This window comes from Alphaproteobacteria bacterium (assembly GCA_016124955.1).
Lineage (GTDB): Bacteria > Pseudomonadota > Alphaproteobacteria > UBA9219 > RFNS01 > RI-461.
This window is the reverse complement of record WGMR01000008.1, coordinates 51,666-78,635: the sequence shown is the minus strand read 5'-3', so window position 1 is coordinate 78,635 and position 26,970 is coordinate 51,666. Positions and strand designations below refer to the sequence as shown.

General features: G+C 59.9%; 23 protein-coding genes and 2 pseudogenes. 17 read left to right on the top strand and 8 right to left on the bottom strand.

Annotation, left to right across the window (positions count from 1 at the left end; translation table 11 throughout):
- The first annotated feature begins 84 nt into the window (after window positions 1–84).
- From GC131_08030 to GC131_08005, 6 genes are all read left to right on the top strand, one after another.
- Entirely contained in the window at window positions 85–1,122 is a 1,038-nt protein-coding gene (locus tag GC131_08030) for an NAD-dependent epimerase/dehydratase family protein (GenBank protein ID MBI1274016.1), read from the top strand.
- 27 nt (window positions 1,123–1,149) lie between these two features.
- Window positions 1,150–2,292, top strand: a complete 1,143-nt coding sequence (locus tag GC131_08025; protein MBI1274015.1) for a glycosyltransferase — start codon at window positions 1,150–1,152, stop codon at window positions 2,290–2,292.
- A gap of 18 nt (window positions 2,293–2,310) precedes the next feature.
- On the top strand, window positions 2,311–3,171 hold the full coding sequence (hpnC, locus tag GC131_08020) for a squalene synthase HpnC (GenBank protein MBI1274014.1): 861 nt from the start codon (window positions 2,311–2,313) through the stop codon (window positions 3,169–3,171).
- A complete protein-coding gene (hpnD, locus tag GC131_08015) occupies window positions 3,168–4,022 on the top strand; it encodes a presqualene diphosphate synthase HpnD (protein ID MBI1274013.1) in 855 nt (284 codons plus the stop codon). Before hpnC ends, hpnD begins: the two co-directional genes overlap by 4 nt.
- A 15-nt stretch (window positions 4,023–4,037) precedes the next feature.
- Window positions 4,038–5,297, top strand: a complete 1,260-nt coding sequence (locus GC131_08010; GenBank protein MBI1274012.1) for an NAD(P)-binding protein — start codon at window positions 4,038–4,040, stop codon at window positions 5,295–5,297.
- Between the two features lie 101 nt (window positions 5,298–5,398).
- A complete protein-coding gene (locus GC131_08005; protein MBI1274011.1) occupies window positions 5,399–6,523 on the top strand; it encodes a TIGR03118 family protein in 1,125 nt (374 codons plus the stop codon).
- Between the two features lie 297 nt (window positions 6,524–6,820).
- Here the strand turns inward: GC131_08005 and GC131_08000 are convergent, their stop codons facing one another.
- From GC131_08000 to GC131_07985, 4 genes are read right to left on the bottom strand one after another with little or no spacing between them, the layout of a single operon-like run.
- Window positions 6,821–7,783, bottom strand: a complete 963-nt coding sequence (locus GC131_08000; GenBank protein ID MBI1274010.1) for a ribonucleotide-diphosphate reductase subunit beta — start codon at window positions 7,781–7,783, stop codon at window positions 6,821–6,823.
- Between the two features lie 24 nt (window positions 7,784–7,807).
- Window positions 7,808–8,545 (bottom strand): hypothetical protein, encoded by a 738-nt coding sequence (locus GC131_07995; GenBank protein MBI1274009.1) that lies wholly within the window; start codon window positions 8,543–8,545, stop codon window positions 7,808–7,810.
- A gap of 9 nt (window positions 8,546–8,554) precedes the next feature.
- Window positions 8,555–8,863 (bottom strand): hypothetical protein, encoded by a 309-nt coding sequence (locus GC131_07990; protein MBI1274008.1) that lies wholly within the window; start codon window positions 8,861–8,863, stop codon window positions 8,555–8,557.
- A gap of 13 nt (window positions 8,864–8,876) precedes the next feature.
- A complete protein-coding gene (locus tag GC131_07985) occupies window positions 8,877–10,715 on the bottom strand; it encodes a ribonucleoside-diphosphate reductase subunit alpha (GenBank protein MBI1274007.1) in 1,839 nt (612 codons plus the stop codon).
- A 579-nt stretch (window positions 10,716–11,294) separates the two neighbouring features.
- On the opposite strand from GC131_07985, the gene ispH reads away from it, so the two are divergent.
- The 5 genes and pseudogenes from ispH to GC131_07960 all read left to right on the top strand — a co-directional run bounded on the left by ispH (window position 11,295) and on the right by GC131_07960 (window position 15,184).
- On the top strand, window positions 11,295–12,245 hold the full coding sequence (ispH, locus tag GC131_07980; protein MBI1274006.1) for a 4-hydroxy-3-methylbut-2-enyl diphosphate reductase: 951 nt from the start codon (window positions 11,295–11,297) through the stop codon (window positions 12,243–12,245).
- Window positions 12,246–12,447: 202 nt separating this feature from the next.
- A complete protein-coding gene (gene hpnH / locus GC131_07975; GenBank protein ID MBI1274005.1) occupies window positions 12,448–13,644 on the top strand; it encodes an adenosyl-hopene transferase HpnH in 1,197 nt (398 codons plus the stop codon).
- A 105-nt stretch (window positions 13,645–13,749) separates the two neighbouring features.
- Complete coding sequence (locus GC131_07970; GenBank protein MBI1274004.1) at window positions 13,750–14,202, top strand: hypothetical protein; 453 nt, start codon at window positions 13,750–13,752, stop codon at window positions 14,200–14,202.
- Between the two features lie 33 nt (window positions 14,203–14,235).
- Window positions 14,236–14,748, top strand: a complete 513-nt coding sequence (locus GC131_07965; GenBank protein ID MBI1274003.1) for a hypothetical protein — start codon at window positions 14,236–14,238, stop codon at window positions 14,746–14,748.
- Between the two features lie 10 nt (window positions 14,749–14,758).
- Window positions 14,759–15,184: pseudogene (locus GC131_07960) on the top strand (hypothetical protein).
- On the opposite strand, the pseudogene GC131_07955 reads toward GC131_07960, so the two are convergent.
- A pseudogene (locus GC131_07955) lies at window positions 15,181–15,796 on the bottom strand (amino acid transporter). The pseudogenes GC131_07960 and GC131_07955 overlap by 4 nt on opposite strands.
- 183 nt (window positions 15,797–15,979) lie before the next feature.
- On the opposite strand from GC131_07955, the gene GC131_07950 reads away from it, so the two are divergent.
- Window positions 15,980–16,429, top strand: coding sequence for a hypothetical protein (locus GC131_07950; GenBank protein MBI1274002.1), 450 nt, complete (start codon window positions 15,980–15,982; stop codon window positions 16,427–16,429).
- On the opposite strand, the gene GC131_07945 is transcribed toward GC131_07950, so the two are convergent.
- Together GC131_07945 and shc are read right to left on the bottom strand one after the other, a co-directional pair.
- Window positions 16,426–17,118: a phosphorylase gene (locus GC131_07945; GenBank protein MBI1274001.1), complete on the bottom strand. Its 693-nt coding sequence runs from the start codon at window positions 17,116–17,118 to the stop codon at window positions 16,426–16,428. The genes GC131_07950 and GC131_07945 overlap by 4 nt on opposite strands.
- On the bottom strand, window positions 17,115–19,079 hold the full coding sequence (gene shc / locus GC131_07940; GenBank protein MBI1274000.1) for a squalene--hopene cyclase: 1,965 nt from the start codon (window positions 19,077–19,079) through the stop codon (window positions 17,115–17,117). The genes GC131_07945 and shc overlap by 4 nt, the downstream gene beginning before the upstream one ends.
- A gap of 158 nt (window positions 19,080–19,237) precedes the next feature.
- Here shc and GC131_07935 point away from each other — a divergent pair, with 158 nt between their 5' ends.
- Complete coding sequence (locus GC131_07935) at window positions 19,238–20,305, top strand: hypothetical protein (protein ID MBI1273999.1); 1,068 nt, start codon at window positions 19,238–19,240, stop codon at window positions 20,303–20,305.
- Here GC131_07935 and ubiG read toward each other — a convergent pair.
- Window positions 20,302–21,063, bottom strand: coding sequence for a bifunctional 2-polyprenyl-6-hydroxyphenol methylase/3-demethylubiquinol 3-O-methyltransferase UbiG (gene ubiG, locus GC131_07930; GenBank protein MBI1273998.1), 762 nt, complete (start codon window positions 21,061–21,063; stop codon window positions 20,302–20,304). The genes GC131_07935 and ubiG overlap by 4 nt on opposite strands.
- A gap of 114 nt (window positions 21,064–21,177) precedes the next feature.
- Between ubiG and GC131_07925 the strand changes: the two genes are divergently transcribed.
- The 4 genes from GC131_07925 to GC131_07910 all read left to right on the top strand — a co-directional run bounded on the left by GC131_07925 (window position 21,178) and on the right by GC131_07910 (window position 26,915).
- Window positions 21,178–22,413, top strand: coding sequence for an aspartate kinase (locus tag GC131_07925; GenBank protein ID MBI1273997.1), 1,236 nt, complete (start codon window positions 21,178–21,180; stop codon window positions 22,411–22,413).
- Window positions 22,358–23,461: a 2-nitropropane dioxygenase gene (locus tag GC131_07920; protein ID MBI1273996.1), complete on the top strand. Its 1,104-nt coding sequence runs from the start codon at window positions 22,358–22,360 to the stop codon at window positions 23,459–23,461. Before GC131_07925 ends, GC131_07920 begins: the two co-directional genes overlap by 56 nt.
- 71 nt (window positions 23,462–23,532) lie before the next feature.
- Window positions 23,533–25,743 (top strand): phosphoenolpyruvate--protein phosphotransferase, encoded by a 2,211-nt coding sequence (ptsP, locus tag GC131_07915; GenBank protein MBI1273995.1) that lies wholly within the window; start codon window positions 23,533–23,535, stop codon window positions 25,741–25,743.
- 101 nt (window positions 25,744–25,844) lie between these two features.
- Complete coding sequence (locus GC131_07910; GenBank protein MBI1273994.1) at window positions 25,845–26,915, top strand: DUF4115 domain-containing protein; 1,071 nt, start codon at window positions 25,845–25,847, stop codon at window positions 26,913–26,915.
- Window positions 26,916–26,970: the final 55 nt, after the last annotated feature.

Sequence of the window (26,970 nt, the reverse complement as noted above, 5' to 3'; positions counted from 1 at the left end):
CCGCCTGGCACGCCTTGTTGCAGAATTACAACGTGGCCTAAATCTCGATAGCCCACCGGTTTCAGGATGGTATAAACGGCCCCCATGACAACCGAGCAGACCCCAAACCAGCCAGCCCCGCCGCAGCAAACCGTCCCGCAGCAAACCCTTGTGACCGGCGCGACCGGCTTCATCGGCGCGGCCGTGACGCGCGCGCTTCTGGCCGCAGGGCACCGGGTCCGGATCCTGACCCGGCCGGACAACGACAGGCGCAACCTGGCGGGGCTTGATATCGAGATCGCGGAAGGCAACCTGCTGGATCACGATTCCCTGACCCGCGCGCTGGCAGGATGCGACGCGCTGTTTCATATCGCCGCCGATTACCGCATCTGGGTGCCTAACCCCGCCGCTATGTACCAGGCCAATGTGGAAGGCACGCAGGCGCTGATGAACGCCGCGCTTTTGATGGGCGTTAAGCGCATCGTGTACACCAGTTCCGTTGCCGTGCTGGGCAGCAACGCCGATGGCACGTCGGCTGACGAAACCACGCCTTCGCATGTTGGCGGCATGATCGGGCATTACAAGCGATCCAAATTCCTGGCCGAGGAAACGGTGAAAGCGATGATCGCGGAAAAGGGCTTGCCCGCCGTGATCGTCAACCCTTCCGCCCCGATCGGCCCACGCGATATCAAGCCGACGCCGACCGGGCGCATGATCGTCGAGGCCATGCATGGCCGCATGCCCGCCTTCGTCGATACCGGTTTGAACGTGGTTCATGTGGACGATGTCGCGATCGGCCACGTTCTGGCTTATGACCGCGGCGAGGTGGGCGAGCGATACATTCTTGGCGGCGAGAATCTTCTGCTGCGCGATATTCTGCGCCACGTGGCCGAGATCACCGGGCGCAAACCGCCCACGCTGGCGCTGCCGCGCGGGCTTATCTACCCCATTGCCTTCGGGGCCGAGCTGGCCGCGCGCATCACGGGCCGCGACCCGTTCGTGACCATTGATGGCCTGAATATGGCCAGAAAGAAGATGTTTTTCAGCATCAAGAAGGCGGAAAGCCGGCTTGGTTATCGCGCCCGCGCGGCGTATGATGCCATCCTTGATGCCGTAAACTGGTTCAAGCAAAACAATTACTGACCCGGCAACCAACGACTGGCACGCCCGATGACATCCCTCGCACTCCTGAGCCTGATCGGCTGGCTATACCTTACATTTCTCCACGGACGCCGGTTCTGGCAGCCCTTCTTCCTGCCGGAAACCGCGCCGCGCGGTTACTGGCCTTCCGTCACCGTGATCGTGCCCGCGCGCGACGAGGCACAGGAACTGCCCAAGACGCTGCCTTCCCTTTTGCAGCAGGATTACCCCGGCACATGGCGCGTGCTTTTGCTTGACGACCACAGCAGCGACGGCACGGCGGACGTGGCGCGCAAGATCGCGAACGAACTCGGGCTCGCGAAGCGGCTTGAAGTTATTGCGGCATCCGAACCCAAGGATGGCTGGACCGGCAAGGTCAGCGCCATGCAGGCAGGGCAGGAACACGCCGACAGCGATTTTGTGTTGTTCACCGATGCCGATATCAGGCACCCAGCACATAATATCCGCCGCCTTGTGACGCAGGCGGAAACGCAAAGCGCCGATCTTGTTTCGCTGATGGTCAAGCTGCATTGCGCCAGCCGGGCGGAAAAAATCCTGATCCCCGCTTTCGTATATTTTTTCCAGATGCTGTATCCCTTCCGGCTCGCGAACGACCACGATAGCGCGATCGCCGCGGCGGCGGGCGGCGTGATGCTGGTGCGCAAGAGCGCGCTTGACAAGGTCGAAGGCTTGATCGCGATCCGCCGCGCGCTGATCGACGATTGTGAACTGGCGAAACTGATCAAGCACAAAAGCCTGCCCGGCGCGTATGCACGCACATTGCTGGCGCTGAGCAACGATACGGAAAGCGTACGCGCATACGGCGAAACCGGCCCGATCTGGCAAATGATCGCGCGCACCGCCTTCACACAGCTTAAACATTCGGTCTTTCTTTTGCTCGCTTGCGTGCTCGGGATGGCGATTTTGTTCATCGCGCCGCTGGCGGCGATTTTGTTCGCAGGGCTTTGGGGCAAGCTGTTCGCGTTGCTGGCCATCGCGGCGATGGCCTTCACCTATCTGCCGATGATCCGGCTTTACGGGTTGCCGCCTGCCTGGACGCTGGCGCTGCCCGCGGCGGGCGCAGTTTATATCGGCGCGACGTGCGATTCCGCTCGCCTGACATGGGCGGGTGCGGGCGGCGAATGGAAGGGCCGCACCGAGGCGCGCCGGTAAATGGAACCGGCAAGAGACATGACGGCGCATGCGCCGGACGCGCCGCGCGCGACCGAAACGCCGAGCGGCAAGGGCGCGGGCGATGAAAACTTTCCTGTCGGATCCTGGCTGATCCGCCCCGATGCCCGCCGCCACGTGCACGCCTTTTACGGCTTCGCCCGCGCATCGGACGATGTGGCGGATAACCCGATGCTGGAAGCCAAGGAAAAAATTTCGCGCCTTGATCGCTTCGCCGCCGTGCTGTGCGACAAGGCGGATGCGGGCGACGATGTGCCTTCGGCCGTGCACATGCGCGAAAGTCTGCGCGAAACCGGCATCACACCGCAGCATTGCCTCGATCTCCTGACCGCCTTCCGCCGCGACGCCATCAAGTTGCGCTACAAGGATTGGGACGATCTGGTCGATTATTGCCGCTATTCCGCCGCACCGGTCGGGCGCTTTGTGCTGGCGCTGCACGGCACCGGCGAAGAAGCATGGCCCGCCAACGACGCGCTTTGCAGCACGCTGCAGATCATCAACCACATGCAGGATTGCACCAAGGATTACGCCGCGCTCGACCGCGTTTATATTCCGCAGGATATGCTGGCGGCCCGCGGGGCGGCAATCGGCGATATTGCCGCCGAACAATCGAGCGCTGCGCTGCGCGCCACGTTCGACGATATGCTCGGCCTGCTCGGCCCGATGCTGAAACAGGCGCGCATGCTGCCGCGCCAGGCCGGCGACATGCGGTTGCGGATCGAAACTTCGATCATCTGCGTGCTGGCGGACGATCTTGTGAAGCTTCTGGCGCGCCGCGACCCGCTGGCGGATAACGTAAAGCTGGGCAAGCCCGCCGCCGCCTTGGCGGCGCTGCGCGGTTTGCTGACGGCATGGCTATGACGGCGGCGGCAATAAACATAAACAACCCCGCAGCGGCGATGCGGGCGCGCGTGCGCGCATCGCGCTCATCCTTTACCGCCGGCATGATGGCGCTGCCCCGCGCGCGGCGCGACGCCATGTATGCCTTGTATGGATTTTGCCGCGAGGTGGACGATATCGCGGACGACGGCCCGAACGAGCAGGCGCGCCGCGCCGGGCTCGCGCTCTGGCGCACGCGCATCGCGCGCCTGTTCCGGGAAAACACGGCCGAAGACGCGATCACGCAGGCGCTGCAACCCGCCGTCGCCGCCTACGGGCTGGCGGAGGAGGATTTTCAGGCGATCATCGACGGCATGGAGATGGATGCGGGCGCACCCATCTGCAAACCGAGCATGGCCAAGCTCGATACCTATTGCGACCGGGTTGCGAGCGCGGTCGGGCGCGCTTCGGTCCGGATTTTCGGCGACAGCAGCGCACAGGCGATGCGGGTTGCGCACCATTTGGGGCGCGCGCTGCAGCTTACCAACATTTTGCGCGATCTGAACGAAGATGCGCGGCGCGGCAGGCTGTATTTGCCGCACGAACTTTTGTATAAACACGGCATGGCCGATGCGACCCCGCGCATGGTGCTGGCGCATGTGGATTTGCCGCGCGTGTGCCGCGACCTTGCCGAAGTCGCACTCGGTCATTTCCGCGAGGCGCGCGACGCCATGCGGCAATGCGACCGGCGCGCCATGCGCCCCGCGCGCATCATGGGCGCCTATTACCGTGCCATCCTTGACCGCCTGATCGAACAGGATTGGCAGGAAACCCGCAAACGCGTGGAATTGCCGCTGTGGCGGAAAATTTGGCTGGCGCTTTCGAGCCTATAGTTTAAAAACGCCCGCATGCATAAAGAACATCATATTCACGTCGTTGGCGCCGGTCTGGCCGGGCTCTCTACCGCACTGCACCTGGCCATGAGCGGCTTCAGGGTTTCGCTTTATGAAGCCAGCCTGTTGGCGGGCGGGCGCTGCCGTTCCTATTTCGATCGCGAGCTCGGTTGCCGGATCGATAACGGCAACCATCTCGTGCTTTCCGGCAACATGGTGATGATGGATTATCTGTTTTTCACCGGCGCCGAAGATACGCTGGCGGGACCGGACGAGCCGGTTTTCCCGTTCGCCGACGTCGCGCATGGCGGGCGATGGGTCGTGCGCATGAACAAGGGCATGGTGCCGTGGTGGATTTTCTCCCCCCGCCATCGCGTGCCGGAAACCAGAACGGCCGACTACGCCTCGATCGTCAAGCTGTTCACCGCGCGCGACGACGACACGATCGAAGGGCTGCTGGGCGGCTATGGCACGCTGTATAAACGTTTCTGGGAGCCATTGACGGTCGCGGTGCTGAACACGGAACCCGCCAACGCCGCCGCGAAGCTGATGACCAACGTGTTCGCGCAAACCTTCGGCGCGGGCGGCAAGGCTTGCATGCCGCGCATTCCCAAAATCGGGCTTTCCGAAACATTCGTCGATCCGTGTTTGAAAAAGCTGCAGGCGATGAAGGTTTCCGTGCATCTGGGGCAGCGGCTGCGCGCGGTCGAGATGGATGCCGAACGCGTGAACGGGCTGAATTTCGGCGGCGCGACGCTGAAGATGGGCCCGAAGGATTGGGTCGTGCTGGCGACACCGGCATGGGTAACGGGCGAACTGGTGCCCGCGCTTACGGTGCCGAACGATTTCCGCGCGATCGTCAACGCGCATTACCGCATCGATGTGCCGCGCACGCAGGCCGGGTTTTGCGGCATCATCGGCGGCGTAGCGGAATGGATTTTCGCCAAGCCGGGCGTGGTTTCGGTGACCGTGAGTGCGGCCGAACGTTATGTCGATCTGCCCGCTTCCACCTGCGCCGCAATGATCTGGGCTGATGTGGCGAAGCTTTACGGGCTCGACCCCGATACAATCCCGCCGCACCGGATCGTGAAAGAAAAACGCGCGACCTTCGCCGCCACGCCCGAACAGGTGAAGCGCCGCCCGCGCGCATGGACACAGTGGAAAAACCTCGTGCTCGCCGGCGACTGGACCGATACCAGCCTGCCTTCCACCATCGAAGGCTCGATCCGCAGCGGCCTGAAAGCGGCGCAGGTTCTAACAAGATGGGCCAGTTAGTCTATTTATAACAATAGTTTAAAATTGCTATTGATACCTATTATCATCTAGGCTATGAGGGGGCACTCGCTTAGCCCCTCCAGCCCACACAGGTGATACTCATGATTATCCGCCCCCTTATTCTTGCCGGCGTCGCCCTTGCCATTTCCGCCGCGCCTTCGCAGGCCGCAGGCTATAAGCTGATCAACCTTGTCGCGAACAAGCAGATCTATGAACCGCAATTGATCGACGAGCGCATGCTCAACGCGTGGGGCCTTGCTATCCGCCCCGCCGGCGCTGGCGGCCATTTCTGGATCAACAACACCGATAGCGGCACCAACAGCATGTATATCGGCGACGTGAACGGCGTCGCGCTGCATCAGGATAAAACGCCCTTCATCAACATCGCCGCACCCGCAGGGCAGACCGAACCTTCGCACCCCACGGGCGACGTGTTCAATGGCCGCGACGACGAATTTATCGTGACGCATGACGGCATCACGGGGCCGAGCAAGTTTATCTTCGCCACCGAGGAAGGCTCCATCGTCGGCTGGACCGAAAACAAGAAGGAAGACGGCAGCTTCATCCGCCCCGTCAACTCCATCACCATGGTCGATAACAGCAAGAAGGGCGCGATATACAAGGGCATGGCGATTTCCGAAGGGCTCGACCACAACCGGCTTTACCTCGCGGATTTCGGCAACAAGCGCATCGATGTGTTCGATAGCGCTTTCAAGCCCATGACGCTTGGCAAGGAAGCCTTTGCCGTACCCGCCGGGACCATCCCCGCCAATTATGCGCCTTTTAACATTCAGGCGCTGAACGGCACGCTTTACATTGTGTATGCCGAGCTTTCGAAGGAGCCGGGCGAGGAAACCAAGGGCGCAGGCAAAGGCTATGTGGCCGCGTTCGATTACAACGGGAAGTTCATTCGCGCACTTGAAGGCGCGGGCAAGCTCGATGCGCCCTGGGGCATCGCCGCCGCACCGGACGGCTTCGGTAAGCATAGCGGGCATTTGCTGGTCGGAAATTTCGGCGACGGCACCATCGTCGCGTTCGACCCGGACAGCGGCAAGCAGATCGATTACCTGCGCCGCCCGGATGGCAAGCCGATCATGATCGATGGGTTATGGGCCATGCTGTTCGGCAACGGCGTGCATTTGGGTGAAAAGAACCACCTTTACTTCACCGCCGGCCCGGCCGACGAAGCGGACGGCGTGTTCGGCAAGCTGGTCGCGGTGGAATAAGCGTTTTACGCCTTAACCATAACAAGCGTTTGAAAATGGCATAGCCTTGTGATATCCAGCCCCCCATTCAACGGAATATATATGGGGAGCATGGATATGAAAGCGCAACGCGGCGATAGCGACGAAACACATTGGCTTATAGAGCTTTTCAGGCGCATAGGCGAAACGATTGGCTTGAGCCCGCAAGAAAGAGCGGACGCTCAGCGCAGCATCGAAAGCAAAGTAGCTAAAAACCGCGGAACCAGCCCGACCGACCCGCAGTAACGCCGACCGGCGACTTGCGGGGCTTCGGATGTCTTATTCGAACGCCTCTTCCCAGCTGCCTTGCGTAGCGGCGCGGGAATATTCGGTGGCGCGGGCTTCGAAGAAGTTCGCGTGCTCCGCCCCGTTCAGCATTTCATCCATCCACGGCAGCGGGTTCTTGGCCACGCGATAGATCGGCTGCAGCCCGAGTTGGCCCAAACGCCTGTCGGCGATGTAGCGGATATAGGCCTTAACGTCGTCGCCCGTCAGCCCTTCGACGCCGCCCAGCTCGAACGCCAGGTCGATGAAGGCATCTTCGTGGTCCACGATCGTATCGCAGGCGAGGTACAGTTCGCGCTGGAAACCTTCGGTCCAGATGTATTTGTTTTCATCGATGAAGGCGCGGAACAGGCGAATGGCGGAAACGGTGTGCAGGCTTTCATCGCGCACCGACCACGTGACGATCTGACCCATGCCCTTCATCTTGTTGAAGCGCGGGAAGTTCATCAGCATCGCGAAAGAAGCGAACAGTTGCAATCCTTCGGTGAAGGCGCCGAACACGGCCAGCGTGCGCGCAATCTCGACCGGGTTTTCGACATTGAAGGCTTGCATGTAATCGTATTTGTCCTTCATTTCCTTGTAGCGGAGGAAGGCCGAATATTCGACTTCGGGCATGCCGATGGTATCGAGCAGATGCGAATAGGCCGCGATATGGATGGTTTCCATGTTCGAAAAGGCGGAAAGCATCATCTTGACTTCGGTCGGCTGGAACACCTGCGCGTAATGCTTCATGTAGCAGTTGTTCACTTCCACATCGGCTTGCGTGAAAAAACGGAAGATCTGGCTAAGCAAATTCCGTTCGGCCGCGTTGAGCTTGTGGCGCCAATCTTTCACATCGTCCGCCAGCGGCACTTCTTCCGGCAGCCAGTGAATTTGCTGCTGCTTCAACCATGCTTCATAGGCCCACGGATAGCGGAAGGGCTTATAGACGGGGTTCGGAGTGAGAAGACCGGACATTGCTTACCTCTTCGGATTCGGGGTTCAGGAAACTGTAACAGAAAAATCGGGTTTGGACAGGCCTGTGGCGGCAAGATAAGTATGGGCAAGATAGCCATAAGATAACAGGTTAAGCGCCATGACAGCCGTATAGAGTATGCCTGTAGCCAACCAACCCAACGAAGCTGGAATAAGCAAGCCAACCAGAACACCCAATAAAACACCCACGACGAGTTGTATCAGGGTAATAACGACAATGCCGCCGAGCAATCTGCGATACCACCCTTTACTTTGCCTCCATGCCAACGGCAAAGACGCTTGGTGGCCAAAAGCAAGGGCCGGAAAAACAAACAGAAATGGAACAACAAATAAGCCTGCAATGACTGCGAACAAAACTGACACCAGCATACTCCCGGCTTTTCCAACAAGAACAGTACCGACAAACCCTGAAAAAAAGATAAGCAAGAAAGCCAGCAGCGCATACCCGCCATATTTTAGCGAACTGTGCATAGAGGTTTGTTGATCCTTGCTGTTACCTTTCCTCCACAAAGCATCGCCAGAAAAACCCATAGCATAAAACCATGCCTGGCTCATGAAAACTTGGGCGATAAAAGGCATTGTCACATTTTCTGGTTTGCCATCTCCCTTCAGGAAATCAGAAAAAACAAGCGCGGTCGAAAAAAGCAAAGCCAAGATAACGGTTGATTGCGGCCTTGCCTTGATCTCCCCCCAACTGCGGCCGAGAAGCTCAAAAACGCCGGGCTTTGATGCGGAGCCTTCCACCACGCCCGCCTAGGCGCGGTAATGCCGGACGCCGCGTTCGCGGGCCGCCATTTCGATCAGTTCCATGCACCACGCGGCATCATAGGTCGCGACGCGCGCGCGGCTGTCGCTATCCAATGCCTTGCCCTGCGCGTGGTAGAAATCGCGGAAGTGCTTGAGGCTTTCGAGGCCGCGCACCAGATCTTCAGGCGCGTGGCGGTCATGCTCCATTTCCTGCAGAAGCTGGGCCAGATCGCCGAACATCAGCTTTTCTTCGAAATCCTCCAGCCTTGCGGGCTGGCGGCGGGGCATGATCTTGCGGGCATGGAGTAACGACATCAGAAACTTTTCCTTATTGGCACGCCAGACATTCTTCGTACTTGTTTTGCTCGGCCTCCGCCAGCTCGTGCTGGGCACGGCGCGCCTTGTCGTCGTTGGCGACGCTGGCTACCTGCGGCGCGGCTTTTTCGGCACGCTGCAGCGATTTGGAACGGCAGTAGTACAAGCTTTTCACGCCCTTCTTCCATGCCTGGAAGTGGATCTGGTGCAGATCGCGCTTGTGCACATCGGCCGGCAGGAAGACGTTGAGGCTTTGGGCCTGACAAACATATGGCGCGCGATCTGCCGCCAGTTCGATCAGCCAGCGCTGGTCAAGCTCGAACGCCGTCTTGAACACATCGCGTTCGTGGTCGGTCAGGAAATCGAGATGGCGGACCGAACCTTCGTTGGTCGTGATCGATGACCATGTATCATCGTCGTTGCGGCCATAGCGTTCCAGCGTTTGCGCGAGGTACTTGTTGCGCACGCCGAAGCTGCCCGAAAGGGTTTTGTGCGTGAAGGAATTGGCCGCGTTCGGTTCGATGCCCGGGCTGGCGCCGCCGCAGATAATGGATATGGACGCCGTGGGCGCGATCGCGATCTTGTTCGAAAAACGCTCCATGATGCCGTAATCGGCGGCATCGGGGCACGGACCGCGTTCTTCCGCCAGCTTGACCGAGGCGGCATCGGATTGTTTTTTGATATGCTGGAACATGCGCTTGTTCCACACCTTCGCCATCACGCTTTCGATCGGCACGTTCTGGCTTTGGAAGAAGGAATGCATGCCCATGACGCCGAGACCGACCGAGCGTTCCCGTTCCGCCGCATAGGCGGCGCGCGACATGCTGTCGGGCGCCTTGGCGATGAAATCGGTCAGCACGTTATCGAGGAAGCGCAGGCAATCTTCGATGAAGGTCGGATGGTTTTCCCATTCCGTAAAATATTCGAGATTGAGCGAAGACAGGCAGCAGACCGCCGTGCGTTCCTTGCCGTATTTGTCGATGCCGGTGGGCAGCGTGATTTCGCTGCACAGGTTGGACATCTTGACCTGCAGGCCCGCGAGCTTGTGATGTTCGGGGATCGCGCGGTTTACGGTATCGATGAACAGCAGATAGGGTTCGCCGGTTTCGACGCGGGCGGTGAGGATGCGGATCCAGAGCGCGCGGGCGCTGATGCGGCGCACGATCGTGCCGTCCTTCGGGCTGGTGAGCGCCCATTCTTCGTCGCGTTCCACCGCGCGCATGAAAGCATCGGAAACCACGATGCCGTGATGCAGGTTGAGCGCCTTGCGGTTCGGATCGCCGCCGGTGGGGCGGCGCATTTCGACGAATTCCTCGATCTCCGGATGACTGACCGGCAGATAGGTCGCGGCCGAACCACGGCGCAAGCTGCCCTGGCTGATCGCCAGCGTCAGGCTGTCCATCACGCGGATGAAGGGAATGATGCCGGATGTCTTGCCGTTGTCGCGCACCTTTTCGCCGATCGAGCGCAGGTTGCCCCAGTAGGAACCGATGCCGCCGCCGCGCGAAGCCAGCCATACATTTTCGTTCCACAGGCCGACGATGCCTTCGAGGCTGTCGGACGCTTCATTGAGGAAGCAGGAAATGGGCAGACCGCGATCCGTGCCGCCGTTCGACAGAACCGGGGTCGCGGGCATGAACCAGAGCTTGCTTATATAGTCATACATACGCTGGGCGTGGGCGCTGTCATCCGCGTAAGCCATTGAAACGCGGGCAAAAAGATCCTGGAAGCCTTCCCCCTTCAGAAGATAGCGATCTTCAAGGGTGGCTTTGCCAAAAACGGTGATCATGGAATCGCGGGACCGATCGAGCTTTACCTGGGGGCCGCGCTCTACTTGCATTACGTCAAACATTAAAACCTCCTGCCACCGGTTGCTGACCGATCTTCATCCAAGTTATCAACAACTGTGGATAACTATAACTGAGAAATGGGGATATTTGTACCAGATATTGATCTTAGGACCGAGGATGCTACCACATCTCGGCTCGCTGTCACCTTTCAAACACAGGCCTTAACACCCTATCCAAAGGCCCGGTTAATTTCAGTTAGTTGTTGATTTTGTTATTAGAAAACTACCTGTAGGACCTGATAATTTTATTGCTTTTTTGTTAAAAACGGGCCGTCTTTTGACCAGGCACCTAGATATTGATCGTAGCAGCTAAAAAATACCCTTGTGGGCAATTTTGAGTCCGTCCATGACGTTATCGATACGATCCAAACATGGTTTCATTGTGCCCGGCAGCGGACCGTTTGCCTCCGCAAAACAGAAAACGAATCACCCGAAAACCCGATGCATGAGCCGCGCGGACCAGCCTAACGCATTGGAAAATTATGGTTTTTGCTATGGGCACGCGCAACAGTTTTCGTTTACTTACAAGCCTGCTTCCTTTAAGTTCCGGGCCTGCAAAGATTTTAGAAAAGGGATTGATGGATGAAGGTAGTTCTGGCCCAGCCCCGCGGTTTCTGCGCCGGTGTCGAGCGCGCAATCGCCATCGTCGAGATGGCGCTGGAGAAATTCGGCCGCCCGGTCTATGTGCGGCACGAAATCGTGCACAACCCGCATGTGGTCGAACGGCTGCGCGCCAAGGGCGCCGTGTTCGTCGAGGAAACCGACCAGATCCCCGAAGGCGCCGTCACTATCTTTTCCGCCCACGGCGTTTCCGAAAAAGTTGAAAAGCACGGGATCGAGCGCGGGCTCGATATCATCGACGCTACCTGCCCGCTCGTGGAAAAGGTGCACAAGGAAGGCCAGCGCTACGCCAAGCAAGGCTATGAAATCATCATGATCGGCCATGACGGCCACCCGGAAGTGGAAGGCACGCTCGGCCGCGTGCCCGGCCGCGTGCATCTGGTTTCCGAAGTGGAAGATGTGGGAACGCTGCAGGTCGCCGACCCGGACAAGCTCGCTTATATTACGCAAACCACGCTTTCGCTCGATGACACCAAGGAAATGATCGAAGCGCTGAAGAAGCGCTTCCCGAACATCATCGGCCCGGCCACCAAGGATATTTGCTACGCCACGCAGAACCGCCAGGAAGCGGTGCGCGAACTGGCCAAGCATGTGGATGTTGTGCTGGTGATTGGCGCGCGCAACAGCTCGAATTCCAGCCGGCTTGAAGAATGCGCGCGCGAAGAAGGCGTGGACGCCTATCTGATCGAAGACGCCAGCAAGCTGGACCCGGCATGGCTGGCGGGCAAAAAGGTTGTGGGTATCACCGCCGGCGCTTCGGCCCCCGAAGACCTTGTACAGGGATTGATCGAGCGGCTACGCCAGATCGAGGCCGTGGAAATCTCGCTGCTGCCCGGCAAGGAAGAAAGCGTCCATTTCCGTCTGCCGATGAAGCTGACCAAGGCCGAGCCGCGCACGACCACCGCCGCTTGACCCTTGCCGCAGGCGGCAGCACAAAAACCCGCCGCTGTTGCAGGGAGCCGGTAAGCCCTTGAAGCCCCTTATATTATGGCCCGGCACCGGAAGCACGGGCCGAACGGCCGGCTTGCAAAAAACCTAGACAATACAAAGCCGTATGCGGTAGAAACGCGGCTTGCTTTTTCGCTTATTACGACTCCGGGAAGGATAGGATCAAGTGTCGGTTCCGTTGCGACAAGTTTTCGATGTCGGCTCCTACATCATCAAGCAGAAGATTGCGGGAAATAAATACTACCCGCTCGTGCTGATGCTCGAGCCGTTGTTCCGTTGCAACCTCGCTTGCGCCGGTTGCGGCAAGATCGATTACCCCGACGAGATTCTCAACAAGCGCCTGAGCGTCGAGGAGTGCCTTGAGGCGGTCGATGAATGCGGCGCGCCCGTGGTTTCGATCCCCGGCGGCGAGCCGCTGCTGCACAAGGAAATGCCGCAGATCGTGGCCGGCATCATCGCGCGCAAGAAGTATGTCTATCTTTGCACCAACGCCCTGTTGATGGAAAAGAAGATGGACCAGTACCAGCCTTCGCCCTATTTCACCTGGTCGGTGCATCTGGACGGGCTGAAGACGGAGCACGACAAATCGGTCTGCCAGGACGGCGTCTATGACAAGGCCGTAAGCGCGATCAAGAAAGCGATCGCACGCGGCTTCCGCGTCAACATCAATTGCACGCTGTTCAACAATGCGGTGCCGGAACGCGTGGCCGCGTTCTTCGACAGCGTCATGGACATGGGCATCAACGCGATCACGGTTTCGCCCGGCTATGCGTATGAACGCGCGCCGGATCAGGAGCATTTCCTGAGCCGCAAGGCGACCAAGGAACTGTTCCGCGACGTGCTGCGCCGCGGCCAGCAAAGCGAAAAGCAGGGCAAGCAGAAGTGGCGTTTCAGCGTTTCTTCGAACTATGTCGATTTCCTTGCCGGCAACCAGGAATATCATTGCACGCCATGGGGCCTGCCCACGCGCAACGTGTTCGGCTGGCAACGTCCTTGCTACCTGCTCGGTGAAGGCTTCGCCAAGACCTATAAGGAATTGCTCGAAACCACCGAATGGGAAAAATACGGCACCGGTAATTATGAAAAGTGCGCCAACTGCATGGTGCATTCGGGCTACGAACCCACTGCGGCCGAAGCGGCGATGAACCACCCGGTGCGGTCTTTCATGCTCAGCATCCGCGGCCCGCGCACCGAAGGCCCGATGGCGCCCGAAATCGACCTGACCAAACAGCGCAAGGCCGAATGGATGTTCGACAAGCAGGTGGCCGATGCCATGGGCGCGATCCATGCCGACAAAATGAAGCGCGAGGAAAAAGCGGCGGCCCCCGGCACCTCCAAAGCCTTTACGCACGCGGCGGAATAAGCAGTCACCGCATACATTAATGTGTTGTGATTTCAGGGTTTTCCTATAATTGACGACTTGCATACTGATAGCTACGGTTAAGCCCTCACACTAGGGGGAAATCCTATGAAGCATCGGTTTCTTGCAATTATGTTGTCCATTGCGCTTTCGGCTTGCACCACGGCACAAGAACATCGCGCCGCCGTTGCCAACAACGATACAGACAGGCTGACGGTTGGAACCGTTCAAAGAGAAATCAGTGTCGGCATGAGTTCTTCCGATGTCGTGACCGTGCTTGGCTCCCCGAACATGGTGACGACGGACGATCAACGGCGCGAAACCTGGGTGTATGACAAAATCTCTACCGAAAAGGCCTACTCGGCATCGTCGGGTGGCGTGAACACCCTATTCCTCGGTGGCGGACTTGCGGGCGGCGCGCTGCTGGGCGGGGGGCTTGGTGGCAACTATGGCTCTACCGCTGGCGCAACATCCACAAGTCAGCGCACACTTACAATCATCATCAAATTTGATAATCAAAGCAAAGTACGTGACTTCGCCTACCGCTCCTCCAGCTTTTAGAACAACATGAGAAAGAAACGTTTTAGCGCGAAAATGGTAGCAGCCGTTATCGCGGCAATATCCCTGTCTGCCTGCCAGCCCGTTATTCCGAAAGACGCCTTACTGCTGAAGGAAGAAAGCCTTGAAGACAGGCAACTACAAACTCGCCTGTTCGACACCAAGCATGAAACCAAGCTGTTAACCGCAAGCGCTCAGGTTCTGCAAGACCTTGGCTTTACGCTTGAAGAAAGCGAAACCAAGCTAGGGCTGATTGTCGGGTCAAAAGACCGTGATGCAACTGAAACCGGTCAGGTTGTAGGCGCAGTGGTGATGGCGGTGCTGTTTGGCGTAGCCGTGCCAATTGATAAGAACCAGAAAATCCGCGTTAGCCTTGTGTCCAAACCCTCCGGCACAAAACAAACTGCCGTACGCGTTACCTTCCAACGCATTGTTTGGAATACCCAGAACCAAGTAAGCAAAACCGAATTCTTGAATGATCCTGAAATGTACCAGAAGTTTTTTGACCAACTCTCTGAATCGGTGTTTCTCACCGCCCATGAAATATAACGAGGTCGCTATGCCCAAGCTGCTCACCACGACCTGCTGCCTTGTTGCCTTGCTATCGCTTAGCGCATGTCAGACAGATAGTCGTAACCAAGTACTTGCCACATCGGAATCGCAGGTCCAGCTTCGCAGCATCCAAAGCAGGTCGTTTGATACAACCGACCAGTAAAAGATGCTACGCACCATTATTGCGACGCTCCAGGATCTTGGCTTTGTGATCGACAAGGCTGATGCCGTTCTCGGTTCTGTCAGCGGAACAAAACTGGATGGCTACCAGATGCGTATGACGGTTACGGTCAGAGACAAAGACAAGAAACAATGCCTTGTCAGAGCCAACGCACAATATAACGTGGTCGCCGTAGAAGACCCGGAACCGTATCAGCAGTTTTTTGCCGCGCTTGAGAAATCCTTGTTCTTGACAGCACACGAAGTCGACTAAGCCGCCAGCGCCAGCCCATCCAATATCAGTGAAACGGAAAGCGCGAGCATCATCGCGCCGATGATGCTGTCAATCGCGCGCCATGTTTTCGGCTTCGCCAGCGCGGGCGCCATAGGCAAGGCCAAAAAACCATGTAGCCGAAGCTGTAAGCGCGCCCGCCGCATAAGCGAAACGTTCCAGCCCCGCATAGTGCCCCGAAACGCCACCCACCAGCACAACGGTATCGAGCAGGGAGTGCGGGTTGAGCCAGCTGACGGCCAGCGCGGTGAAGATAACAGCGCGGCGGCTGAAGGCCTTCACCGCGCCCGCCTCAAGCGCCTGCGGGCGCAGCGCGCTGCGAAACGAGCGAACCGCATACCACGCCAGAAACGCCGCCCCGCCCCATGTGAACAGGCTGATGAGGAAATTGTTGTGCGAGATCAGTTCGCCCAAACCAAGACAACCGATGGTAACGAGCACGATATCGCCGAGCAGGCTGACGAAGGCGGCAAGGAAGACATGTTCGCCCCTTATGCCTTGCCGCAAAAGAAAGGCGTTCTGCGCGCCAATCGCGACGATCAGCGAAGCGAGGAAGACGAATCCCTTGGCGTAGATGAGAAGCAGCGCGGTCATACGGGAGCGGTCCTTTCGGGGCCGCACGAGCCACCCCATGCAGCCGTTCCGGCAAGTGTTTGTTTTATATAAACTTAAAAATAATGGTAAAGACCTTTTTATGGTCGAAAAACCGGCACGATTGGCTATATTGCGCGCATTCCAGACTTGCAGCGTAATTAAAAACAAGGATTTTTGTTGCCCATGAGACCCGCAAACCAACCCGTTATGGAGCCTGTGATTGTCACCGGAGCCAGCAACAAGCCTTTCTGGCGTTCGTCGGGCGCATGGCTGGCCGCCTTTGCTTTTACCTTCGCCTTCTTGGGCGATATGAGGCCTGCGCGCCATGATACCACTGCCCCGGTCCGCAGGGCGGGGAGCGAACTGACCCTGCCACCCGATACCGTGCGCGCCGCGCCGCTGCCGCCGAGACAAGAAGCGACCGCTACCACCATAAGCGTCACCGCCGAAACGCCGCAGGCCGATTTGCTCCGCATTCCCGGCGCGCCGATGTTCGACCCCGTCTCCGGCAAGGTGGTCAGCACGCTGGGGATTGGCGGTGAACGTGGCCTGAGCTTTATGAGATCCGACGCGCCCTATATGGGCCCGCATCGCGAACCCGGCACCAGCCTTAGCGGCGGCCCCGGCAGCTAAATCGACGTTAAAGTCCCGAGCGCCTTGAACGCCCGGTTGCTGGCGCGCGCGAGCGCGATCAGCGCACGCAGCTGCCCCGGGCGGCGCAGCAAATCACGGAAAATTCCCGGCAGATCCGGCGCGCCATCGGCGCGCAGCGGCACCAGCGCGGCCGAAGGCAGCGGCTGTTCCGCCGTATCGCACACCGCACGCACGACCGCGAACGGTACGCGCGCTTCCTGCGCCGCCTGCGCCACGCAATGGCTTTCGGTATCGACCGCGAGGCATTGGGTGCTTTGATAAAGGTGGCGCTTGGCCGCCAGCGTGCCCGCAATGCGCTCCGCGCCCCAGACGGGGCCGATATGCGCGGCGGGCAGCTTTTCCATCAGTTCGCGCAGCCATGTGGCATCGGCGTCCCATTTGCCGGTGCGCGCCACCACCTGGCTGCCGATGATCAGCGAGCCCGGCGGCAAGCCGGGTTCAAGCGCGCCGCAGATGCCGAAGCTTAGAAGGCGGGTCGCGCCTTCGTCCGCGATCAGCTTGCGCGAAAGCCAGCGCGCGTTTTGCGGCACGGCAGCGGCGCAGGCGACCTTGCCGCCCGCCAGCTTGCGCGCGATCACGGATTCCTTCGCGAGGCCGGTGACAATGCCGACCGTAACCGTGGCCGGTTTTTGCGCGCCTTTGTCGGCAAGCCCGGCCATGGCGATCACATGCCGTGCATGATTTTAGGCATATTGGTTTGCTGCAGGTTGCGGTAACGCGCCAGCGCCCACAGCGGGAAGAAAGCCTTGTAGCCGTGGTAGCTTAGGTAAAAGACGCGCGGAAACCCGACCGCGTTGTAATATTTTTCATCCCACTGGCCCTTGGCGTTCTGGGTAGCGAGCAGGTGATCGACGCCGCGCGCGAGCGCAGGGGTTTCACGTTCGCCCGCCGCCATGAGACCGAGCAGCGCCCATGCGGTTTGCGAAGGCGTGCTGGCCTTGCCTTCGCCCTTGGGCTGGCCGGGCATATAGCTGGCGCCGTCTTCGCCCCAGCCGCCATCGGGCCGCTGCTTGGCGATAAGCCAGCGCACGGCCTTGCGCACCATCGGGTCGCTTGGCGCGACGCCGGCGGCGTTCAGCGCGCACAGCACCGACCATGTGCCATAGATATAGTTGGTGCCCCAGCGGCCGAACCAGCAGCCTTCCGGTTCCTGTTCGCGGCGCAGATAATCAAGCGCGCGAACCATCTGCGGATGTTCCTTGGGGTAACCGAGCTGCGCCATCATGCTCACGCAACGCGCGGTCACGTCGGCGGTGGGCGGATCGAGCAGCGCGCCGTGATCGGCGAACGGAATATGGTTCAAATAATAACAGGTGTTGTCGGCATCGAATGCGCCCCAGCCACCGTTCTTCGATTGCATGCCCATGACCCATTCTTCGGCCAGGGTCAGCTGCGGGCGGTAGGTGCGCCAATCGAAGCGATCAAGCGCCATGGCGACCACCGCGGTATCATCGAGATCGGGATAATGCGGGTTTTCATACTGGAAGGCCCAGCCGCCCGGCGTGGCATCGGGGCGCATGACGGCCCAATCGCCCTTCAATTCCGTCACCTGCTTGCCTTTCATCCATTCGCACGCGCGCGCGGCGGCGCCCGTGGCATCGCCGCCGGTTTCAAGCAGCGCATGGACAGCCAGCGCCGTATCCCACACCGGCGAAAGGCAAGGCTGGCAATAGGCGCTGCCCTCTTCTTCCACAATCAGCTTTTGCACGGCTTTCCAGGCGATGGCCGCATCTTCATGGTCATCGGCATAACCAAGCAGGCGGAACATCATCACCGCATTGGCCATGGCGGGGTAAATCGCGCCGAGGCCGTCATCGCCGTTCAACCGTTCGCGCACCCAAGCGACGCAGCTATCGATCGCCTTCTGGCGCAGACGGCGCGGCATCAGCGGTTCGGCGAAGCGCAGCACCGCATCAATCGCACGGAACACGGGCACCAGCGCCGATTTGTTGTTGTTGCTGTGCCAGTTGCGCACCTGGTCCGGCGGGGTGATGAACAGTTCGTCCACGCGCACGCCACGGGGGTTGATCGCTTGCGGCTTGCGCGCCATCAGCACCAGCAACGGCACGATCACGGTGCGCGACCAGTAGGAAACCTTGCTGAGGTGGAACGGGAACCAGCGCGGCAGGAACATAATTTCAACCGGCATCACCGGCACGGCCTTCCACGGCACCGCGCCGAACAGCGCGAGCTGAATGCGGGTGAACACATTGCTGGTTTCGGCGCCGCCATGTTGCAGGATCGCTTCACGCGCCGCGCGCATATGCGGTGCATCGATATCGTCGCCCACGCATTTCAGCGCGTAATAGGCCTTCACGCTGGCGCTGATGTTGAAATCGCCGCCATGGAACAGCGGCCAGCCGCCATGCTTGCCCTGTATGCCGCGCAGATAGACCGCCATCTTTTCTTCAAGCGGGCTGTTGATGCGGTTCAGGAAGTGTTCAAGCAGGATATATTCGGCCGGGATGGTGGCATCGGCTTCAAGTTCGAAGGCAAAATGACCATCGGCATGCTGCACGGCCATGAGCGCGCCCGTGCCTGCATCGATCGCTTCTTCCAGCTTCGATGCGGTTTCGCCAAGGAACGGCTTGGCGAAAGATGTGGGGTGGCGATAGGCTGCGCTGCGCATGGCGAATTCCTTATAATAAGGCCCGGTTCGGCGAAGCGCGTAACATACAGAGAATCATGGTGTGGATAAAAGTATAAAGTTACTTTCTTAACCTTAAATTCTTTGGCAAAAAGCCTTTTAATCCTTAATCTTAACTATCCTGCGCTGAAAACGGCACCATGTTTTCCCATACGCCCGCCCTTGAAGCGCATACAATCCGGGGTCTGCTTACCGTGATTGATGCGCGCAAACAGCAAATCGCCGAGATGGCATCGGCGGAGCGCACACGCGTGTTGGCGCGGTACGGCGACTATGAAAACTATTACAGCAAGTTGCGCTTCATGTCCGTGACCGGGCCCGGGCCGGAATTCGATCGCGCATATGAATTATATACCGAGCTGTTTGATTCCGCGCGCGCGCTGGAAAAAGAAACCTTTTACCGCTGGCTAAGCCGCGCGAACGAATCTGCGGTGCGCGAACGATACGGCACCTTTACCTATCGCTGGTTCGTGGCCGAAGATCCGGCGGAAAAAACCCAACTTGGCATGCTGAGCTATCTGATCGTGCCGATTCCGCCCGCAATCAGCACCGAATACGACGCCGCGATATATGGAACCATGGCGCAGATACGCCCGCGTTCGCGCATGCCCCGCCTGTTCGATCGCCTGCATGCCGAAGCGCAGCGCGACATACGCAATTACCTTGCCGGAATTGGGCATATAAAGCCGAATGCGCGGCCACGACTTGCCATTTTTACAAACCATCTGCACCCTATGGCGGTGACACCGCGCGAATATCTGCTTGATCACCATGCCAGCGGCATTGATTGTTTCGAGCGGATCGCATGGTCCGGTGTATTGGGACTGCGCGCGCTCGATATCGAATACGAACGCGCGCCGCCGGAAGCTCATTGGCCTTCGCTGCCGGGTTTTAAATATGTCGCGCAAATACCGGGCCGCAGCACCATACCGGCCGAGCTTTTCATTCATATGCACGAACGTTTCTGCGTGATGCGCCAACATGCCTTCGACCCGGCCAACGATCTCTATTTCCAGCGCGTGTGTCGCAGCGCCCGGTCGCACGGCCAAATACCGCTGCATGAAAAGCAACCCTTTGCCATGCAGCGCATGCGGCGGCTCGTGCGGGAATGGCTGCAAACAAACCATACCTTACCGGTTCACGCGGGAATCACGGCAGAACGCAAATTTGGTGAAATTTTCGGGCTTGGCAGCGAAAAGGTGACTTAGGCGCCGCGCACGGGCTTTGCCGCGCATAAAAGGTAGTTAACATCGACGTCTTGCGGCGAAAGGCGGAATTCCTGCGCCAGCGGATCGAACACGAGCCCGCAGACATCGCCTACACGCAGCCCCTGCGCTTCGGCCATCGCCGCCAGTTCGGACGGGCGAATGAATTTCTGCCACTGATGCGTGCCGCGCGGCACCCAGCGCACAAGATATTCCGCCGCCACGATACCGAGCAGGAACCCTTTCGCCGTGCGATTGATGGTGGACATAACCAGCAAGCCGCCGGGCCGCACCAGTTGCGCAAGATCTGCGACAAATTCAGCCGGGTCGGCCACATGTTCGGCCACTTCGAGCGCGCAAACCAGATCATAGCTTTGCCGCTTGCGGACGAGATCCGTGGTTTCGGCGGCACGGTAATTGATATCGAGATCGCCGCCCAGCGCATGCGCGCTTGCGGCGGCAATGGCACCCGGTGCGGCGTCAATCCCCGTCACAGCGGCACCGAGCCGGGCCAGCGGTTCGCACAAAAGCCCGCCGCCGCAACCGACATCGAGCGCGGAAAGCCCCGCCAGCGGCACCCTTGCATCGGCACCTTCGAGGCCGAAATGTGCAACCGCAGCATCACGGATATAGCGCATGCGAACGGGGTTCAGCCGGTGCAGCGGCCGGAACGGGCCGGCCTCATCCCACCAATCGCCCGCATGGGCTTCAAAACGGGCAATTTCTTCCTTCGCAACGGTGGTTTTTGCTGCTGATTTCATGCTAGTTTCCTGCCCGGCCCGGGTGCCCCCGAACATGCTTGCGGCGCCGGGGCCCGCCAAGTATGGATAGGGCGCCTTTATATAGCAAGCACGGTCATTCAGGCACGGATTCCCATGGCGCTTCTGGTTCTTAAGTTCGGCGGTACATCGGTCGGCGATATCGAACGCATCAAGCATGCTGCCGGTAAGGTCGCGGCCGAGGTCAAGGCGGGGCACCATGTGGCCGTGAACGTATCGGCGATGGCCGGACAAACCGACCAGCTGGTCGCCTATTGCCGCGCGATCAGCCCGCTCTATGACATGCGCGAATACGATGCCGTGGTATCGACCGGCGAACAGATCACAAGTGGCCTGATGGCGCTGGCGTTGCAGCAACGCGGATTGCGCGCCCGTTCGTGGCAAGGCTGGCAGGTGCCGATGCACACAGACCGCGCGCACGGCAAGGCACGCGTCACCGACATAGATATCGAGGCCATGCGTACCCAGATCATGGGCGGCGAGGTTGCCGTGCTGGCCGGCTTTCAGGGCATTTCGGACGAAGGCCGCATCACCACGCTCGGCCGCGGCGGCTCCGACACGTCGGCGGTCGCGCTCGCGGCTGCGCTGAAGGCGGACCGCTGCGATATCTATACCGACGTGGACGGTGTCTATACCACCGACCCGCGGATCGTGCCGCGCGCGCGCAAGCTGCAGTTCGTTGCTTACGAAGAAATGCTGGAGATGGCATCACTCGGCGCGAAGGTGCTGCAGACCCGCTCGGTTGAGCTGGCGATGAAGCACAATGTGCCGCTGCAGGTTCTGTCCACCTTCGACAACGCCCTCGGGAGCGAGCACCCCGGTACACTGGTCAAACATGAGGATGAGAGCATGGAACAGAATGTCGTAACCGGCGTGACCTACAGCCGCGATGAAGCCAAGATTACCGTTTCCCATCTTGCCGACCGGCCGGGCATCGCCGCCGCCGTGTTCGGGCCGCTGGCCGATGCGAACGTCAATGTCGATATGATCGTGCAAAGCGCGTCGCATGACGGCAAGTTCGCCGATATCACTTTTTCGGTCGGGCGCGGCGACGTTGAGCGCACGCTGGAAACGCTGACCAAGCACAAGAAGGATCTGGGCTTCGAGGAAATCTTGACCGACAAGAAGGTGATCAAGGTTTCCGTGGTTGGCGTCGGCATGCGCAGCCATGCGGGCGTGGCCGCCGCCATGTTCAAGGCGCTGGCTTCCAAGGGCATCAATATCGACGTTATCAGCACGTCCGAGATCAAGGTCAGCGTGCTGGTGGCGGAGGAATATGCCGAGCTGGCGGTGCGCACGCTGCACACCACATACGGACTGGATGCGGAATGAGATTGTTGCCATGCTAAACGCGGCGTCACAGGAAAATACATTGCAACGCTTATGGCAGCGCGGCCGCGATTTTCTTGGAACCGAGCTCGCCATCATGGGCGGGGCGATGACATGGATTTCCGAACGCAACCTTGTGGCCGCCATATCGAACGGCGGCGGCTTCGGTGTGATCGCTTCCGGCGCGATGCCGGCCGAAATATTGCGCGCCGAGATACGCGGCACGCGCGAACTTACGAAAAAACCTTTCGGCGTCAACCTGATCACGCTGCACCCGCAACTTGAAGACCTTATTGATGTGTGCGCACAGGAAAAGGTGACGCATGTCGTGCTGGCAGGCGGCATTCCGCCCGTGCCCGCGATCAAGAAGGTCAAGGACAGCGGCGCGAAGCTGATGTGTTTCACGCCTGCGCTTTCCCTTGGCAAAAAGCTGGTGAAAATGGGCGCCGACGCGCTGGTGATCGAAGGCATGGAAGCGGGCGGGCATATCGGCCCGGTCAGCACTTCGGTCCTGGCGCAGGAAATCTTGCCCAACATCCGCGACGTGCCGGTGTTCGTGGCGGGCGGTATCGGCCGGGGCGAGGCGATCGTTTCCTACCTTGAAATGGGCGCGGCTGGCGCGCAGCTCGGCACACGCTTTGTCTGCGCCGCCGAATGTATTGCGCACGAAAAATTCAAGAAGGCCTTCATCCGCGCCGCGGCGCGCGACGCCACGCCTTCGGTCCAGCTTGATGCGCGCTTCCCCGTCATTCCCGTGCGCGCCATCGCCAACGAAGGCGTAAAGAAATTCATGGAAAAGCAGCGCGAGGTGATCGCGCTGTTCGATGCGGGCAAGCTGACCAAGGAAGAAGCGCAGCTTGAGATCGAGCATTTCTGGGCGGGCGCGCTGCGCCGGGCCGTGATTGACGGCGACGTGGAGAACGGTTCGCTGATGGCCGGGCAGAGCGTCGGCATGGTCAAGGATATCCAGCCAACCGCCGCGATATTGGCCGAGCTGGTGGCGCAGGCCGGGGCCGCGCTGCAACAACGCAACGGCGGGGCACGGGCATGAACCTGCTGACCGCAGCCTTCCAGGGGGCGGTCCTGACCGCAAGGCGCCTGATGCGCCGGCTGCGGGACGTGATGGCGGGCAGCGGCAGCGCCGAGGTGCGGCTCAATAAAATTGTGCATCTGATCGCGGCCGAGCTGCATGCCGATGTTTGTTCCTGTTACGTCATGCGCGCGGGCGAAGTGCTTGAATTGTTCGCCACGCACGGTCTGCGGCAGGAAGCGGTGCACAAAACCCGGCTGCGCAGCGGCGAAGGTATCGTCGGCGATATCGCGGCCAAAATGCAGCCGCTTGCGCTCGCGAACGCGCAAGCGCATCCGCACTTCGCCTACCGCCCGGAAACGGGCGAAGAACCGTTCCAATCCATGATGGGCGTGCCGATCTTGCGCGGCGGGCGCGTGCGCGGCGTTCTGACGATCCAGCACAAGGAAAGACGGCAGTACCGCGAGGACGAGATCGAATTGCTGGAAACCATCGGCATGGTGGTGGCCGAGCTGATCGCGGCGGGTGAGCTTGTCAGCGCCGGCGAAATTTCACCCGCCGGCGACCCGCTTTTGCTGCCGCAGCGGCTTGAAGGCCTTAGCCTAAGCCCCGGCATGGCGGCGGGCCGCGCCGTTTTGCACAAACCCCAGATCACGATCCGCGAAATGGTTTCGGACAACGCGGATGCCGAACTCACACGCTTGCACGAAGCGATTGCGGCGCTGCTGAATGAACTTGATAAAATTCTGGGCACTTCCAGCGGCGGCATCCAGGGCGAGAGCCGGGAAATTCTAGAGACCTACAAAGTGTTCGCCAGCGACCATGGCTGGCTCACCAAGCACGAAGACGCGATCAAGCAAGGCCTGACCGCCGAAGCAGCGGTGCAGAAGGTGCAGAACGATTACAGCGCCCGGTTTTCGCAAATCAACGACCCGATGATCAAGGAAAAGGCCGCCGATCTCGACGACCTTGCGACGCGCATGCTGCAGCATCTGACCGGCCGTCACACCACGGCGGCTTCTACGCTGCCGGAAGACGCGATCCTGATTGCGCGCACGCTGGGCCCGGCCGAACTGCTGGATTACGACACGCGGAAAATCAGGGGCCTGATCCTTGAAAGCGGCACATCGGCCAGCCATGTGGCGATTGTCGCCAAGGCGCTGGATATACCCGTGATCGGGCAATGCGGCGGGATTCTTTCGCGGCTCGAGCCGCTCGACCCGCTTATCATCGACGGCACGCGCGGCATCGTTTATGTGCGCCCGAACGAAGACGTGCAGGAACAGTTTGTGCACAGCATGGCGTTGAAGCAGGAGCGCGCCTTCATGCTGAACGAGCTGCGCGATTTGCCCGGCACGACGCGCGACGCAGTGGATATTTCGCTGATGCTGAATTGCGGGCTGGCGGTCGATTTCGATCATCTGCAACCCACCGGGGCGGATGGCGTCGGGCTTTACCGCACCGAAATTCCTTTCATGGTGCGCGGCAGTTTTCCCAATGTCGAACAACAGGCGCAAATATACCGCTATGCCTTCGCGCGCACCGAAGGCAAGGCGCTGACGATCCGCACGCTTGATGTCGGCGGCGACAAGATGCTGCCTTATCAGACGGATCAGGGCGAGGAAAACCCCGCGCTCGGCTGGCGCGCGATCCGCATCGGGCTCGACCGACCCTCAATGCTGCGCCAGCAATTGCGCGCGATCCTTGAAGCGGCCGACGGGCGCCCCTTCAACCTGATGTTCCCGATGATCGCCACCATCGCCGAGCTGATCGAATCCAAGAAAATCTTGCAGCTCGAGATCGACCGGCGCACGGCGTGCGGCAAGGTCGTGCCCGAAAAATTGCGTATCGGCCTGATGATGGAGGTTCCCTCGCTGATCTGGCAGGTGCCCGGCCTTTTGCCGCATGTCGATTTTCTTTCAATCGGCTCGAATGATCTGTTGCAGTATTTCTTCGCCGCCGACCGCACCAACCCGCTTGTCAGCCGCCGCTATGACCCGCTGTCGCCCGCGTTCCTGCTTTTGATCCGCGAAATGGCGGCCATGTGCAACACCGCCGGCAAATCGCTGAGCGTGTGCGGTGAAATGGCGAGCCGCCCGCTTGAAGCCATGACGCTTGTCGGGCTTGGGGTGCGCATGCTTTCGATATCGCCGAGCGCGTTCGTGCCGATCAAGGCGATGGTCCGCAGCATGGATGTGAAGCCGCTCAGCGATTACCTTACCACGCAATTGCTGCGCCCGGATGCAAGCCTGCGCCAGAAATTGACCGATTTTGCAAGGGATCACGGGGTTTTATTGACATAACCGCCGTATTTTCCGGCGCGCGGGCTGCGTAAAATACCCTAGCCATCGCGGCCTTTTTTCTGCTATTTGTGGCGCCCGGAAAGGTTTCAAGGAACAGCCAAATGGCGCAAACCAAACGCCGCCGTCCGCCGCACAATACGCAGGGACAGGGGCAACAGGAAGAACAGGTCACGACCACGACGTCGCTTGCGGAAAATATCCCGCAGGCGCCCGCCGTGCCTGGTTCCTACCGCCGGATCAGCGAACGGCTGCGCACGGCGCGCGACGCGCGCGGCGAAACGATCAAGGATATTGCCGCGCGACTTTGCATCAAAGCCGCTTTCCTTGCCGCGCTTGAGAACGGCCAGTATGACGAGCTGCCCGCGAACGCCTATACGGTCGGTTTCCTGCGCACCTATGCCAACTATCTCGGGCTCGACGGCGAAGCCATCCTCGACGATTACCGCATGGAAATGCAGGGTCGCAACCGCGCGCCGCAGCTCGTGCCGCCGCAACCGATTGCCGAAGGCAAGACGCCGAGCATGCCGATTTTGATCGGCAGCGCCGTTTTCGCGCTTCTGATTTACGGCACGTGGCACTTCTTTTCATCCGACGACCGCAGCACGATTGCGCCGCCCACACTTCCCGAAATCGCCGAGACCGGCGAAGCCGGCGAACAGGAATCCGCGCTTGACGGCCTTGCCGCCATCGCCGCCGCAACCGATATGGAAGGCGCGAATGAAGAGGGAACAACCGCATCGGAAACCGGCGAAGAGACCGAACAGGTGCAAGGCATCACCATCGGCGAACCTTCGGACGCGGTAAAGAAGACCGAAACGGCGCAGGCACAAACGGCGCAGGCGCAAGAACAGACCGCCGCACAAAAACCTGCCGCGCCGACAGGCGAGATGTACGGCGATCCGAAAGCCAAGGTGCGGCTTGTGATCCGGGCCGAGCGCGACGCGTGGCTTGTCGTGCAAAACGGCGAAGGCGACAAGCTGTTCAGCCGCATGCTGAAGAGCGGCGACAGCTACCGGGTGCCGAATGAACCGGGCCTGCGCCTGACCACCGGCAATGCGGGCGGGATTGTGCTCAGCTTTGATGGCAACGAGCTGCCCCGGCTTGGCAAACCCAACCAGATCGCCCGGAACATCAGCCTCGATTCCGTTGTCGGTGAGGCTGGCAACCGCTAGAAATTCCCCCGCATAAGGGCTATAACAGCGGCAATAGCGGCCCGGAACGCGCCGC